The organism is Flavobacterium rakeshii (genome assembly GCF_009741375.1).
Classification (GTDB): domain Bacteria; phylum Bacteroidota; class Bacteroidia; order Flavobacteriales; family Flavobacteriaceae; genus Flavobacterium; species Flavobacterium rakeshii.
Genome location: NZ_WOWP01000033.1, coordinates 63,551 through 78,011 on the forward strand (window position 1 = coordinate 63,551; position 14,461 = coordinate 78,011).

Annotated in this window: 14 protein-coding genes; 12 read left to right on the forward strand and 2 right to left on the reverse strand. The window is 36.4% G+C overall.

Annotated features, from left to right (window positions below):
* Position 1: 1 nt before the first annotated feature.
* From GN157_RS09600 to GN157_RS09615, 4 genes are all read left to right on the forward strand, one after another.
* Positions 2-367: a response regulator transcription factor gene (locus GN157_RS09600; protein ID WP_157483198.1), complete on the forward strand. Its 366-nt coding sequence runs from the start codon at positions 2-4 to the stop codon at positions 365-367.
* A gap of 13 nt (positions 368-380) precedes the next feature.
* A complete protein-coding gene (locus tag GN157_RS09605) occupies positions 381-1,388 on the forward strand; it encodes a HEAT repeat domain-containing protein (protein ID WP_157483199.1) in 1,008 nt (335 codons plus the stop codon).
* A 6-nt stretch (positions 1,389-1,394) separates the two neighbouring features.
* Complete coding sequence (locus GN157_RS09610; protein ID WP_157483200.1) at positions 1,395-2,822, forward strand: glycosyltransferase family 2 protein; 1,428 nt, start codon at positions 1,395-1,397, stop codon at positions 2,820-2,822.
* A gap of 72 nt (positions 2,823-2,894) precedes the next feature.
* Entirely contained in the window at positions 2,895-4,112 is a 1,218-nt protein-coding gene (locus GN157_RS09615) for a YaiO family outer membrane beta-barrel protein (protein WP_157483201.1), read from the forward strand.
* A gap of 97 nt (positions 4,113-4,209) precedes the next feature.
* Here the strand turns inward: GN157_RS09615 and GN157_RS09620 are convergent, their stop codons facing one another.
* Entirely contained in the window at positions 4,210-4,629 is a 420-nt protein-coding gene (locus tag GN157_RS09620) for a response regulator (protein ID WP_157483202.1), read from the reverse strand.
* Positions 4,630-6,306: 1,677 nt separating this feature from the next.
* Here GN157_RS09620 and GN157_RS09625 point away from each other — a divergent pair.
* From GN157_RS09625 to GN157_RS09655, 7 genes are read left to right on the forward strand one after another with little or no spacing between them, the layout of a single operon-like run.
* Complete coding sequence (locus tag GN157_RS09625) at positions 6,307-6,720, forward strand: response regulator (protein ID WP_157483203.1); 414 nt, start codon at positions 6,307-6,309, stop codon at positions 6,718-6,720.
* A gap of 7 nt (positions 6,721-6,727) precedes the next feature.
* Positions 6,728-7,267 carry a heme NO-binding domain-containing protein gene (locus GN157_RS09630; protein ID WP_157483204.1) on the forward strand — a complete coding sequence of 180 codons (540 nt, stop codon included), beginning with the start codon at positions 6,728-6,730 and terminating at the stop codon, positions 7,265-7,267.
* Between the two features lie 2 nt (positions 7,268-7,269).
* A complete protein-coding gene (locus tag GN157_RS09635) occupies positions 7,270-9,195 on the forward strand; it encodes a PAS domain S-box protein (protein WP_157483205.1) in 1,926 nt (641 codons plus the stop codon).
* 5 nt (positions 9,196-9,200) lie between these two features.
* Positions 9,201-10,334 (forward strand): FIST signal transduction protein, encoded by a 1,134-nt coding sequence (locus GN157_RS09640; RefSeq protein ID WP_157483206.1) that lies wholly within the window; start codon positions 9,201-9,203, stop codon positions 10,332-10,334.
* Positions 10,331-11,386 carry a sensor histidine kinase gene (locus GN157_RS09645; protein WP_157483207.1) on the forward strand — a complete coding sequence of 352 codons (1,056 nt, stop codon included), beginning with the start codon at positions 10,331-10,333 and terminating at the stop codon, positions 11,384-11,386. The genes GN157_RS09640 and GN157_RS09645 overlap by 4 nt, the downstream gene beginning before the upstream one ends.
* Positions 11,373-11,693: an Hpt domain-containing protein gene (locus tag GN157_RS09650; protein ID WP_157483208.1), complete on the forward strand. Its 321-nt coding sequence runs from the start codon at positions 11,373-11,375 to the stop codon at positions 11,691-11,693. Before GN157_RS09645 ends, GN157_RS09650 begins: the two co-directional genes overlap by 14 nt.
* A 14-nt stretch (positions 11,694-11,707) precedes the next feature.
* Positions 11,708-12,439, forward strand: coding sequence for a LytR/AlgR family response regulator transcription factor (locus GN157_RS09655; RefSeq protein ID WP_157483209.1), 732 nt, complete (start codon positions 11,708-11,710; stop codon positions 12,437-12,439).
* 146 nt (positions 12,440-12,585) lie between these two features.
* Here the strand turns inward: GN157_RS09655 and GN157_RS09660 are convergent, their stop codons facing one another.
* Entirely contained in the window at positions 12,586-13,665 is a 1,080-nt protein-coding gene (locus GN157_RS09660; RefSeq protein ID WP_157483210.1) for a phosphatidylinositol-specific phospholipase C1-like protein, read from the reverse strand.
* Between the two features lie 223 nt (positions 13,666-13,888).
* Between GN157_RS09660 and GN157_RS09665 the strand changes: the two genes are divergently transcribed.
* Positions 13,889-14,419, forward strand: coding sequence for an RNA polymerase sigma factor (locus tag GN157_RS09665; protein WP_157483211.1), 531 nt, complete (start codon positions 13,889-13,891; stop codon positions 14,417-14,419).
* Positions 14,420-14,461: the final 42 nt, after the last annotated feature.

Below are 14,461 nucleotides of genomic sequence, written 5' to 3' on the forward strand. Positions count from 1 at the left end.
TATGAAAAAGAAAATTCTGGTAGTGGAAGACAACCCAATGGTTGTAAAATCATTAGAATTTAAACTGAATAAAGATGGTTATGACGTTGTTGTGGCCGTAGACGGAAGGGTTGCGCTTGACACCCTTAAAAACAACGACTTTGATTTGGTAATAACCGATTTGATGCTACCGTTTGTTACCGGTTCACAACTTATTGAGCATATTAAAAAAGAAACTCCCAATACACCTATAATAGTACTTTCTACAGCTACACAGGAAGACATCATTATGGATGCCTTTACTATGGGCGTAGATGATTTTATAACAAAACCTTTTAGTCCTAATGAGTTATCGTTAAGGGTTAAGCGAAGCCTGAGTAAAACCTAATACTTTTTAAGGATTGGAAAAGTTTTACGACTACATATATTACAACAGTGGTTTGGAGTGGATAGTAAATGTGAATATACTAATCAGTTTACTTTTTCTGCTTTTAATACTGTTGCTTATTTTGTTTATCCTTTATTTAAGGGTATACAAAAACCTTCGTAATATTAAAAAGGCTGAACATGTTGAAAAACTTACCGATTTTATTAACGGGTATCTTTTTGATACAGAGTTTGAAGAAGCCAGTATTGAAGAGTTTAGGGCGCACCATGTTAGGAGTAAACTTCAAAAAAAGGTAACCACAAAAGAGATACTTATATACAGCCAAAACTTTAAAGGCGAAGCAAACGCCTCTATCAAAAAGCTATTTTTCAGGCTGGAACTGGACGGTTTGGCTTTTAAGGAAATAGCCAGCAGGAAATGGTACCTGCGTGCACGTGGTATGCATACGGTTTCTAACATGGGAATAAAAATACAGGAATCTACTGCTGTTAGGCTTCTTAACGACAAAAGGGTTGAAGTGAGGCTACAGTCATTACTGTACTTTATAAAACTCTCTCAAAAGTATCCGCTTAACTTTTTATACCGATTAGAGGAACCCTTAACCATATGGCAGCAAATTCATATTGAAGATGCGCTAAAAGGTTATAAGGAAGAAATTCCTGATTTCTCTAAGTGGTTAAATCACAAACAGCCAACGGTTATAGGCTTTTGTATAAAGCAAATTTCGGCTTTTGACCAGTATGAAAATGTAGAAAAAGTGATTCCGTTTCTGGAACATCCTGAAGAGATGCTAAAAAAAGAAGCCGTAAGATGTATGCGAAAAATGGGTAACCATGAGTCGGTCGATATTGTACTTACCAATTTTGCTTCTGAAAACAACACCATTAAAAAGGAAATCCTTAAACTGATAAAAGAAGTAGGTTCGTATAACCAACTTCAAACATTATCTTATGAGTTAAACGGGGATAATGAGGAAATTAAGATTGAGTATTTAAAAGCAGAAGAATATTTTTTAAAGTAAAAAGCCATGAATTACGATCTTTTAGTTGACATAGCGAGCTGGCTTTTCCTGATATATGCGGTTGTTGTATCTTCGGGTTATCTTTTTGCTGCCGTATTTTCGTTTCTGGAAATAAAAGAATATAAAAGGGAAAACATTCCTACAGATGATGTTACCCTGCTACAAAGCACCTCTCTCCCACCCGTTTCGGTACTGGCTCCGGCTTATAACGAAGAGGCAAACGTGGTAGAGAATGTAAAATCACTACTAACCGTAAGTTACCCTTCTTATGAAATTGTGGTTATTAATGATGGTAGTAAAGATAACACCCTGCAAAGGCTTATAGACACTTTTGACCTTGTTAAGGACGAGTCGCTTAGATACAACTCTATACCAACAAAGGAAATTAGGGGTGTATATATGTCTACTCACAAAGCATATAAAAACCTAACGGTTATAGACAAAGCTAACGGAGGTAAGGCCGATGCACTTAATGCAGGTATAAACAACTGTAAGCACGACCTTATTTGCTGTATAGATGTTGACTGCATTTTAGAAGACGATGCACTGCTTAAACTGGTAAACCCTTTCCTTAATAATGAGAAAACAGTAATTGCATCGGGCGGTATTATCCGTGTGGCAAACTCCTGTATTATTGAGGACGGACGTATTATAGAGGTACGCCTGCCGGATAAGTTTTTGGCAAGAGCACAAATACTTGAATATTTCAGAGCTTTCCTTATGGGGCGTATGGCATGGTCAAGACTGGATGGACTCCTGCTTATATCGGGAGCATTTGGTATGTTCAATAAAAAAATAGCTATTGAGGTAGGCGGTTACAATACCAAAACCGTGGGTGAAGATATGGAACTACTGGTGCGTATGCGGAGGATGATGCGTGAGAAAAACGAACCGTATACAGTAGGTTTTATACCCGATCCGCTTTGCTGGACTGAGGTACCCCAACAATGGAAGGTTCTCCACAGGCAACGTAACCGATGGACCCGCGGTACTATGGAAACACTATGGATTCACCGCAAAATGCTCTTCAATCCAAGGTTTAAAGTACTGGGTATGCTAAGCACTCCTTACTGGATGTTTTTTGAATGGCTTGCGCCTATTATTGAATTCTTCGGGGTACTGTTTATTGTGTTACTATATGTGCTAGGCAGACTGGACTGGACTATTTTCTTTAGCTTTTTTGCTGTGGTATATTTCTTTTCGGTACTGTATTCCATTACAGCTATTTTCTTTGAGGAATACTCCTTCCAGCAATATAAAAAACCGAAGTACATATTCAGGCTTGTGGGAACTGCCTTTGCAGAACCTTTGCTGTACCATCCGTTTGTAATGTGGGCCGCCATAAAGGGAAACATCGACCTTATAAGGGGAAAAAATTCATGGGGTACTATGAGCCGTACCGGATTGGCAAATCCGCAAAAGAAACAAGTATAATTTTTAAAGACTTTTAGTGTGAAAATCATTTCCGTCAACATAACAAAATCAATTATAGCTAGCTTTTACATAATGGCTGCACTTTTGTTTGCACCTGCTGCTTTTGCACAGCAAACAAGTGACGAACTGTATGCCGAAGCCCGCACACAGGCTTTTGATAATAAAAATTATAAAGAGGCTATTATCCTTGCCCAAAAGGCGCTAGAGCAAACACCTGATTATCCGGATTTAAATATCTTTTTAGGAAGACTATACACTTGGGACGGACAAACGGAAAATGCACGCAATACATTTGACAGTGTAGTAAAAAAATACCCAAACAATGTAGATGCCTACCTTGCCTACGGAAGTTTGGAGTACTGGAGCAAAAACTACGACAAAGCATTACAACTTACAGATAAAGGTTTAGCCATAAATCCAAAATCAGAAGAATTGTTATTGCTTAAAGCCAGAATATTAAGCGATTCCAGAAAGTACCCTGAGGCTAACAAATCATTAAAAACGTTACTGGAAATAAACCCAAAAAATAATGATGCCCGAACGCTGAGCCAAAAAATAAGCATGATGAGTTCTAAAAATGCTGTAGGGATTAACTATGATTACTATCATTTTGACAAACGTTTTGATGACGACTGGCACATTGCAGGTGTAGATTACACAAGACAAGGAAGCTTTGGTACCATAACAGGTCGTGTTAATTATGCCAATAAGTTTGCCATGGATGCGCTACAATTTGAAATAGAGTCTTACCCTCGTATATCAAATACGTTTTATGCTTTTGTGAACTTTGGTATGTCAGACGATCAGGGGATTTTCCCTGAGTACAAAACAGGCTTCTCATTATTTGCAAACCTGCCAAAAGGTTTTGAAGCCGAAGGAGGTTTCAGGATGCTAAGCTTTTCGGGAGAACAAACCTGGACCTATACAGCATCTGTAGGGAAATATTATAAAAACCTATGGTTTAATTTAAGGGCTTACATCACACCAAATAGTGATTCGGTAGGTCAGTCCTATCAGCTTACTACACGCTATTACCTTGGCGGACCCGATGATTATTTAAGCTTGAGACTGGGAACAGGTATTAATCCTGACGGACAAAACAATATATTACTTAACGGTGAAGCGTTTAGTTATAAACTAAAATCTAATAATATAGCTGCAGAATACAGGACTACCATAAACCAAACTTATGTGTTTTATGTAAAAGCCGGACTGGAAAACCAAAAATATGCACCCGATACTAAAGGGAACCAAATATCGGCAGGTATTGGTGCTATAAAAAGGTTCTAAAAAAAATAACACCCGCCATCAACGGGTGTTACTCAACCAAACCAACCATAAAACTATCATAAACCTATTTGCAAGTATTTATGAAGTATCTTTATTTTTAATTAAGACAAAGTCTTGTACTTCCTGTAAGTCGTTTAACCCTTGCCTCTATTTCAGATATGCTAAGTGGCATTTTAGCATAATCATTAACTCCTAATTCAAAACTCTTATTAAATACGCCTTCATCACTATGGCATGAAACAACCATAACCGGTGTAGACTCTTTTTTAATAAGCCTTATGTACTTTAAAAGCTCCAGCCCTGCTGTATTGCCTCTGCTTTTGTTTATAAAAGGCATCACAGTATATGCTACCGGCAGGCTTATATCTGCTATCAGTAAATCTGGCCTAAAAGCCTCATAGCTCTGCTTTGCATCTATAGCGTTATCACAACACTCTATATCATAACCTAAGTCGCTAAGGCATCTGCCAAGAGACATCAGTATATGTCTTTCGTTATCCACAATTAGTACTTTCATAATCTCCTTAGCATTAATAAACTTTATTACTCTTATCTCTGTTTTGTACTATCACCTTAACCATTTAAAAAAGCATTTACGGTATTTTTGGGTTATCGGTCATCATTAGGGGCAATAATTTTCGATTCTCTTGTTACCGGGTTTCGGTGCTAATTACATTACAAATGTCCGTCAAGTTTCAAACTTTTATGTCTACTTTTCGATTAACAAGCCTTAACTGTAGACGAACGGGGTTATATCTTCCGCTAATATGTTAAATTGTATTTCATACTACGGTTAAACACCACCCTCTATAATAACAGAAAAGCCTCCGCAAGGGAGGCTTTCTGAGCATTAACCAATTTACATTCCAATCATTATTTCTTTCACCTTTATCAAAACATTCTATCCTCCTGGGGGCTTAGTCAGATAATCTGTTTTGTCATTTCTTTTTTCTTGCTTAATGAAATAGCATTAACGGTATTTTTGGGGTATCGGTTATCATTGGGGGGCAATAATTTTCGATATCTTGTTATTCGTTTGTCATTAATTACACTGCAAATATCCGACGGGATTGCAACTTTTACCCCTGTTTTTCGATTAGCAGACTTTAACTGTCGACGAATGGAACCTATTTCCGGTTAGTATGCTTTTTACTACAAAAACACTATTATTTTTTAAACTGCATAAAAACAGAAAAGCCTCCGTACGGAGGCTTTTCTAAGCATTAATCAATTGCATTCCAATCATTATATCCTTCACCTAAATAAAATTATCATAATCATTTTTTGGGGGCACAAATACGATAACCTTGTTTTGCTTATTGCTATAATTATACTGCAAAGATGGATAGATTTGATAAGTTAAACACGCTTTCTTCGACGAATGGGATTTTACTGTAGACGAATGGTTTAAACTTGTCCGACGAATTGATTTAACCTATTTATGCGCCCGGAATATAGCCATAAAAAAAGCCTCCCGAAGGAGGCCACCTGAAAATAAACATAAGTTAATTGTGTATCCTAACTGTTTATTTTTTTCTTATAAACCATTTAACTATCATAAATATTCTTGGGGGCATATAAGTATGACAATCGTTCTATATATTCATCAATTACACAACAAATGTCGGGAGAGATTAAAAAAGTTAAGATCATATTTCGACAACTGGCAAATTTCTGTAGATAAAACACCAATTATAAAAAGGCTAACCGTAATATAAAAGCCAAATTGATAGCCATAAAAAAAGGAGCCTCTTTACAAGCTCCTTTTACACACCAGTATTCTTTAACCGAATATTCAATTTATAGCACTATGATATAAATTATAAAACTAAAAACTATCAGATAAAAAGCTAATTGTTAACCTCTTATCTTCAAAGCAAATATCAATACTTATGTAAAGCTAATAAGTCTATTTCGACGAATAACATGTTAGTGTAGACGAATGGTTCCAAACAAGATGCCGCAACCCCAATAAAAACACATACAAAACACTGAAAAACAACAATTTAAATACTTATTCGCATTTTTGATGTAAGAAACTGCTTATAGCAGCTCTATTACCATTCGTCGCTCCACAACTACCATTCACCGAACATTAGACATCGGTTATCGAAAAGAAAAATAAACGGATACGGACTCCCGTAATTTTGTTCTTGGTAAAAATTGTATACATTCCAGAATCCCAGATTTTAAAATGGCGAGAGCACTTAATATATTATTAATTGAAGACGATGCTATAGAAGTTATGAAGTTTAACAGGGTTTTAAAAACCCTGCATCTTAATCATAAGATAGTTGAAGCTAATAACGGAGAAGAAGCATTATCTATACTTAAGGATAAAGAGATTATCCCGGATATTATTATCCTTGATCTTAACATGCCTAAAATTAACGGAATTGAGTTTTTAGGTATCCTTAAACAAGATGAAGTGCTTAGATACATCCCGTCCATTATTCTAACCACCTCAAACAACCACAGGGATGTAATGGAATGCTATAAAATTGGTATTGCCGGTTATTTACTAAAACCTCTTAAATATGAGGATTATGTAGACCGCGTTAAAAAGCTGATTGACTATTGGAGCGTAAACGAATTAATTTCGCAATAACAAACATATGTATGGCTTTGTTAATAATGCAATAAAAGATTATGTAGTTTCTACATTTGGGCAGCCACTTTGGTCAAAAGTGAAAAAGGAGTGTGCGCTCAAACCAACATTTTTAGATGCCGAACAACCATACAACGAAGAATTAATTTTAGCAACAGCTAAAGCAGTATCAAACCACACCCAAATCCCTATAAGCGACATACTTAGAAGTTTTGGAGAACGTATTTCGCTTACACTTTCTGAGAAATATAAATTCCTGATGGAGTCCAGAGGTGAAAACCTCAAAGATTATTTAGTAAATTTACCTAACTTTCATAACAGGATCATGTTGATTTATCCCGAATTAACCCCGCCTGAATTTAGGATTAGTAATGTAGCCCCAAATAGTTTATATCTACATTACACTTCTGATAAGAGCGGAATGAAGGATTTATTGATAGGTTATATAGATGGTTTGGTTAAAATTTTTAATGAAACAGTATTCGTAGAAACCGTTGAGTCCCCAAATGAAAGCCGCCCTCAGGAAGTTTTCAAAATCAATTGGTAATTATGAACAAAAGCCATACGTTTAATTTTAATTCCGAAAATTTTAATCGGATATTTCCCTTTTATATACTACTCAACGAGCATCTTGAGGTTGAGTCGTTAGGGAACAGTATCCAGAAAGTAGACGGTACTCTGAAAAAAGGGGTATACTTCCCTGATTATTTCTCTCTCGTAAGGCCACATTCAGAAAACATATCGCAGGAAATACTTGTAGACAACCTGAGCCAGTTAGTGATACTGGAAAGCAAAAAACAATCAGAGTTTATATTACGCGGGCAGTTTGAACCTATGGAGAATAATTTCCTGTTTGTGGGTTCACCATGGTTAATGTCGGTCGAAGAAATAAAGACCAGGAAACTTTCCATTTTTGACTTTGCCAACCACGACCCCCTGCTTGATTTACTGCAAATATTAAAAACACAGGAAACCACAACTCAGGAGCTCAAAGAGCTTTTACGTGTAAACAACGAGCAGAAAAATGCACTTAAAACCGACCGTGAGGAGCTAAACAAACTATCGGTAGTTGCCAGTGCAAACGAAAATGCCATTGTTTTTACCCACCCTAATGCACAGATATTTTGGTGTAACGATGCCTATTTAAGGCTTACGGGTTTTAGCCGTGAGGAAATTATGGGGCGTACTCCTATTGAAGTAGGACTTACAGAATCGACCGACAGGGAGGCACTGCAAAAAATGATGGACTTGTTTTACACAGGTGAATCATTTGATGTAGAGATAACCCATGGTCGCAAGGATGGCAGTTACTTTTGGACAAGAACAAAAGGTCAGCCTATTTATGATGATAACGGAAATGTGCTTCAGTATTTCGCTATGATTGAAGACATGACTGAAGTAAAGGAGAAAGAAGAACAACTGGTATTACTTTCGCTAATTGCCGAAAAAAATATTAACTCGGTTGTAATATGTGATAAGGAAGGACAAATAGAATGGGTAAACTCCAGTTTTGAACAAATGTCCGGCTACACCAAAGAAGAACTTATAGGGCAAAAACCCGGTATATTATTACAGGGACCCGACAGTCATCCTGAAACAGTTACCTATTTAAGCAACCAAATAAAAAAAGGAGAGCCGTTTAACTGCGAAATAGTTAACTACTCTAAATCAAATAAAAAATATTGGGTAAAAATACAGGGACAGGCTCTTTACAATAACTGGGGAGAAATTGTCCGTTTTTTTGCTATAGAAGAAGATATTACAGACAAAAAGCTTCTGGAAAGCCAAAAAGAAGTACTGCTTAAAAGCCTTGCCAAAAGTAATAAAGAACTGGAAGATTATGCCCAAATCGTATCACACGACCTTAAATCGCCATTACGAAGCATAAACTCGCTTGTTGCTTGGATTAAAGAAGATAATGAGGGAGCACTTACAGAGCAGACGACCCAATATCTTAACATGATTGAGGACAAGCTGGAAAAAATGGATCACCTTATCCAAGGAGTACTTACCTATTCTAAAATCGATAAAACAGATATTGCTAAGGAGAATGTAAACATCCATGAAGTGGTAAGTAACATTATAAGCATTATACATATACCGCAACACACAAAGGTAGAAATCAAAAACACATTGCCGGTACTTAAAGCCGACAGGTTCAGGATACAGCAACTGTTCCAAAACCTTATAAGTAATGCGGTTAACTATATAGACAAGGAAGAAGGACTTGTTAGTATTGACGTAGAGGAAGCTAAAGACTGCTTTATATTCTCTGTAAGGGATAATGGTCCCGGCATTGCAGAAGAAAATCAGGAGAAAATATTTAAAATATTCCAGTCGTTTAGCAAAAGTGAAAAATCTACCGGGTTAGGGCTATCCATAGTAAAAAAGATTGTAGATAACTATGGTGGTAAAATCTGGATTGAAAGTGAATTAGGCTCAGGCACCGTTTTTTATATTAAACTTTACAAGTAGGTATCATGAAAACAGTACAGGCATACAAAAAAGAAAACGGAAAGTGGAAATACATTTCCGAAAAAAACACACTTAAAAATCCATTGGTACTGGTTTTTGGCAACAGGTACTTACTGGAAAACGACGAAGTAATTGAAGATATAAGAGCTGAATTCCCATACGAACACTTGGTATTTGGCTCCACATCTGGAGAGATTGCCGACACTAATGTTCTGGACAAATCAGTAACTGTTACTGCTATTGAATTTGAAAAAAGCTCTTTTGTTATAAAACGAGCTAATATACTGGACTACAATAAGGATGCTGCCGAACTGGGTAAGATACTTTATGATGAAATGCCTAAAGATAACCTGAAACATCTTTTTGTACTTAGTGAAGGGAGTTTTGTAAACGGTAGCTCATTAATTGCCGGACTGGAAGATGATCTTTATAAAAACGTTTGTATAACCGGAGGAATGTGTGGCGACGATGCCCGCTTTGAAAAAACCCTGGCTTCCTATAAGCAAAACCCTAAGGAAGGCGAAGTCATACTAATGGGCTTTTATGGAGACACCCTGGATATTAGCTTTGCCAGTGTAGGCGGATGGCAACCTTTTGGACCGGAAAGGCTTATTACAAAATCAAACGGTAATATATTATATGAAATAGACGGGCAACCAGCTCTCGATTTATACAAAAAATATTTAGGAGATAAGGCTGTGCAATTGCCGCAGGCTTCCCTACTCTATCCTCTTAATGTTACTATACCGGGTAAAGAAAAACCTGTGGTAAGAACAATATTAAACATAGATAACGACAAACAGTCTATGATACTTGCCGGAGATGCTCCCGAAAAATCACACGTACAGCTTATGATGGCTACCGTAGATGCAATTGCCGAAGGTGCCAGTAAAGCAGCCCTTTACGCAATGCACAACCGTAAAAGTATGCCACAGCTTGCATTACTAATCAGTTGTGTAGGCCGTAAGCTGGTAATGAACCAACGTGTGGAGGAAGAAATTGAACAAGTTAAAGAAATGGTTGGTGACACTACCACTATAACAGGATTTTACTCGTATGGGGAAATGGCTCCCTTTGTAAATACCACATCCTGCGAACTACATAACCAAACAATGACCTTAACATTAATTAGCGAATGAAAAACTCCCTGATAAAAAGACAGATAGCCAAACATATAGGATCTAACATTCCTGAAGGACTTAATGCCTTTTTAATGGCCGTACAGGAATCATATATAAATTATGAAGATCAGATTTCAATGCTGCAACGCGCCATGCGCATAAGTTCTGAAGAACTTTTTGCCGCTAACCAGAAACTGAGAAATGAAGCCGACAGCCTAAAGGAGATTAACAGTAACCTGGAGTTTATTTTGAGCTCTATGAACATGGATAATGATGCCGAGGCTTCAGATAACACGGGAGATAATAATTATGATCCATCAGATTATATTAAGCAGCAGTCCATACAAATTATAAAAATAAACGATCAAAGAGAGCAATTGCTTCAAAGCCTGGAAGCACAAAATCAGGCATTAAACGAATATGCTCACATGGTTTCTCATGACCTTAAGGCTCCGCTTAGAAACATCAGCACCCTTATTGAATGGTTTAAAGATGATAATGCCGAAAAGGTTGGTGAAGAAGGTATAAAATCACTGGATCTTATGCAGTTTAATGTGGAGAAGATGGACTTGCTTATACAGGGAATTCTTGACTACTCCTCTATAGATAAAGTGAAGACCGATGATAAAATGGTCGACTTTAATTTACTGTTAGACGAGCTGTTAAGAACTGTAGCCATACCTAAAAATATTGAGATAAAAATAAACAATACGCTTCCTAAAATACAGGGTAACAATTTCAAATTCAAACAGCTTTTCCAAAACCTTATAGAAAATGCTATTAAATATAACGATAAGGAGAAAGGCTGTATAGAAATTAGCTCGAAAGAAAAGAAGTACGATATAGAATTTTGTATAAAAGACAACGGAAAAGGTATAGCAGAGGCTTATTTTGAAAAAATATTCAATATCTTTACTAAACTAGACAGCGAAAACCCATCATCAGGTATAGGTTTATCTATAGTTAAAAAGATAGTAATGTACTACGGTGGTAAGGTTTGGCTGGAAAGTGTTGAGAACGAAGGCACTTCTTTTTATTTCACCATACCTAAATATCATGGAACAGCCTAATTTAAACTACATAGACCAACTTGCCGGAGACGATGCCCCTTTCAGGCAAAAATTAATAGACACCATTAAAAGTGAACTACCTACAGAGATTGACACTTATAAAAGCTATTTAAGTGCCAATAACTATAATGCTACTGCGGGTAGTGTTCACAAGCTCAAACACAAAATTAGTGTTATGGGAATGGAAAAAAGTTATTATATTGCTGAAGAGTTTGAAAAAAACCTGAAGAATAATTCACTGGATTTACAGGCTGATTTTGAAGCTATTTTAGCCAGTATGCAAAATTATATTGACGGTATTCAATAAACAGGGGGACATATATGAACAGCATTATCATTGACGACGAAACATTAGCAAGAACTATAATCTCGCAAATGGCAACAAAAGATCCGGAGCTTAACGTAACCGGTGAATTTAGCAGTGCCATACAGGCTATGAAATTTTTAAATGAGGAAGAGACTAAACCCGACCTTATTTTTCTTGACATCCATATGCCTGATTTTACGGGGTTTGACTTTATTAAAACCATTAAAAACCCTCCTGCGGTTATACTTGTAACTTCAGATAAAAACTTTGCTATTGAGGCGTTTGAATATGATTGTATTGTTGACTATTTGGTAAAGCCCATAACAGAAGAACGTTTCCTGAAAGCGGTTAAAAAAGCTAAAGCTAAAAAGGATGAGGCTCCTGCTACAGTTTCCCTTTCAGCATCTACAGATGAGAAACAACCCGTAGATACCGCAAATGAGTTTTATGTAAATATTGACAGAAGACTTATTAAAATAGATATACCTACCATTAATATTGTGGAGGCAAAAGGTGATTATATCCAGATAAAAACTGAAACCAAAAACTATACAGTACACTCTACCTTAAAAAAGATTGAGGAAAAATTGCCTTCATCACTATTTCTTAAAGTACATCGTACCTATATTATTAATACCAAAAAGATTATAGATATAGAGGACAACAGTGTATTAATTGGTAAGGATGTGGTACCGGTAAGCCGTGCCAACAGGCCGGAACTTATGAAAAGACTAAACATGCTCTAAAAAACAATAAAATATATAATTCTAAAAGCGGCTATACAGCCGCTTTTGTTTTTTAAAGCTATCAAGCCTTTACAAATAAATGTTTTTCCAAAAAAACAAAGCACCCCGAAATGGAGTGCCCTGCCTTGAATAAAACGATAGAAATGTTATTTGGTATTGCCTGTCACAGGATTTGAACGCACAAATGTGTTGTTTTTAAACGATATATGGTAAGTTGATTTGAATAGCTTACTAGGCAAATAATAGTCGGTCGTAATAATTTGTGCACCACTATTACAGGCTTTTTCAAAACGGGTATAATCATTATTTCGGGCTTCGGTAGTACCGGCATCAGCCCTGGTACGTATTATATAACCTTTTTTAACAAGGTCTTTAATATCAGTATCGGTATCCGGTTCATTTCTAAACAACCACGCAGCTTCAGGAGTACCCGGTTCGGCGTTTACAAAAACAGCTCGTCCTTTTAATGAAGGATACCCTTCCATGTATAAATCCCTTTTCTCACTATTGTTATCCAGTATAAAAAGAAACTTACCTCTGGCATCTTTTAGCTTAGGCCAGTTATTGTGTAATACTGCCTCTTCCAGTGTAGCATAATTGCCCTTAACCATATCGGGAGTAATTATTTTATCCCTTCCCAGTACATTAAATAATACACTATCCATCTCATTAAAAAGTTTAGCTGTAAACTTTTCAGGCTGTGTACCAAAACGGGTAATATCACCGTCTTTAGGTTCAAGTGTTATAAATACAGGTACATGGTCAGGGTGCGCCTCACTCCATTTTCTTAATTTGGTAAGACAGTCTTCAAAAGTCATACACTGTGACCTGAAATCAATATCCGGAATATGAAAAACTTTAAAACCCGGTTTCATCATAGTCCCATCGGGATCATAAGGAGCTACCGGAGGTACAAAGTCAAGTCCTTTAGGATGGGCATATTTTCCTCCTTCGCTATCGGCATGTATATCTATTTCAAGATTCCTTAATCCCATATCCAGCTGCTTCTCTATAGCGATATGTTCATACTGTAATCCATATACAGAGTTTGTAGTATCAAGCTTTGCCAGAGCATCAAGCAAGTTTGATTCGATAGCAATTTTATAACTGTTGTGTGACCCTATTACCTGTATTTTATTAATAGGTGTATTGTTATCCTGCGCTACAGCACTAAAAAGCGGAGCAGCAAGCATACCAAAAAGAATTGGTTTAAGTAACGATTTCATGGTTGAGAATAATTATGGTGAAGTAATGTGACGCAAAGTATAAAAGCCATATTAAGCCTTTGTTATTTAAACAAAAACAAATCAAAATTTTACGAAAACGTTTTACACATCAGTATCAGCAAATTAGCTGTATAAGGAATTAATTAAAATATAACTTTCAAATAAAGTACAGTGCGTTTACATTTTCTTATTTAGCATTTTTATACAGCCCCTCTGTAAACAAATGAAAAGTACTGCCGAGTTTGAAAAAATATACACTGCATACTGGGAGAAACTCTATGTTTTTTCTTTTAAGATAACCCAGGACCGCGACCTTGCCCAAAATATCGTACAGGATATTTTTATCGATTTTTGGGAAAGGCGAAGTGAGCTCGAAATAAATTCTGTAGAGAATTATCTTTTCAGGGCAGCCAAAAACCAAATATTTAAACACTACCGCAATAACCGCTTTGACAAAAGCATACCCGAAGAGAAATTTGAAAATTACCTTATAGAAAATATTACTTCAATAGACGAGGAATTATTAGATAAGCTTTATTCATTACTGGATAAACTACCCGAGAAAAGAAAAGAGATCCTGATAATGTATAAAATTCAGGAAATGGATATAGACCAGATTGCCGCCCAGCTACAACTATCCAAACAAACCGTAAAAAACCAAATAACATCTGCCCTTAAGCAACTTAGAGCCGAAATGAAAAACATGGATTTTGCTACGGCTTTATTGCTATACTTCCTCTTAACTTTTCTTTAACAATATCGTAATAATTCACGATAGTACTATTTACTCCCTGTG

Bases quoted from the DNA above. Each gene is read 5' to 3' on its own strand.
- GN157_RS09600 (WP_157483198.1), top strand. From the start codon at position 2: ATGAAAAAGAAAATTCTGGTAGTGGAAGACAACCCAATGGTTGTAAAA.
- GN157_RS09610 (WP_157483200.1), top strand. From the start codon at position 1,395: ATGAATTACGATCTTTTAGTTGACATAGCGAGCTGGCTTTTCCTGATA.
- GN157_RS09615 (WP_157483201.1), top strand. From the start codon at position 2,895: ATGGCTGCACTTTTGTTTGCACCTGCTGCTTTTGCACAGCAAACAAGT.
- GN157_RS09620 (WP_157483202.1), bottom strand. From the start codon at position 4,629: ATGAAAGTACTAATTGTGGATAACGAAAGACATATACTGATGTCTCTT.
- GN157_RS09625 (WP_157483203.1), top strand. From the start codon at position 6,307: ATGGCGAGAGCACTTAATATATTATTAATTGAAGACGATGCTATAGAA.
- GN157_RS09630 (WP_157483204.1), top strand. From the start codon at position 6,728: ATGTATGGCTTTGTTAATAATGCAATAAAAGATTATGTAGTTTCTACA.
- GN157_RS09635 (WP_157483205.1), top strand. From the start codon at position 7,270: ATGAACAAAAGCCATACGTTTAATTTTAATTCCGAAAATTTTAATCGG.
- GN157_RS09640 (WP_157483206.1), top strand. From the start codon at position 9,201: ATGAAAACAGTACAGGCATACAAAAAAGAAAACGGAAAGTGGAAATAC.
- GN157_RS09645 (WP_157483207.1), top strand. From the start codon at position 10,331: ATGAAAAACTCCCTGATAAAAAGACAGATAGCCAAACATATAGGATCT.
- GN157_RS09650 (WP_157483208.1), top strand. From the start codon at position 11,373: ATGGAACAGCCTAATTTAAACTACATAGACCAACTTGCCGGAGACGAT.
- GN157_RS09655 (WP_157483209.1), top strand. From the start codon at position 11,708: ATGAACAGCATTATCATTGACGACGAAACATTAGCAAGAACTATAATC.
- GN157_RS09660 (WP_157483210.1), bottom strand. From the start codon at position 13,665: ATGAAATCGTTACTTAAACCAATTCTTTTTGGTATGCTTGCTGCTCCG.
- GN157_RS09665 (WP_157483211.1), top strand. From the start codon at position 13,889: ATGAAAAGTACTGCCGAGTTTGAAAAAATATACACTGCATACTGGGAG.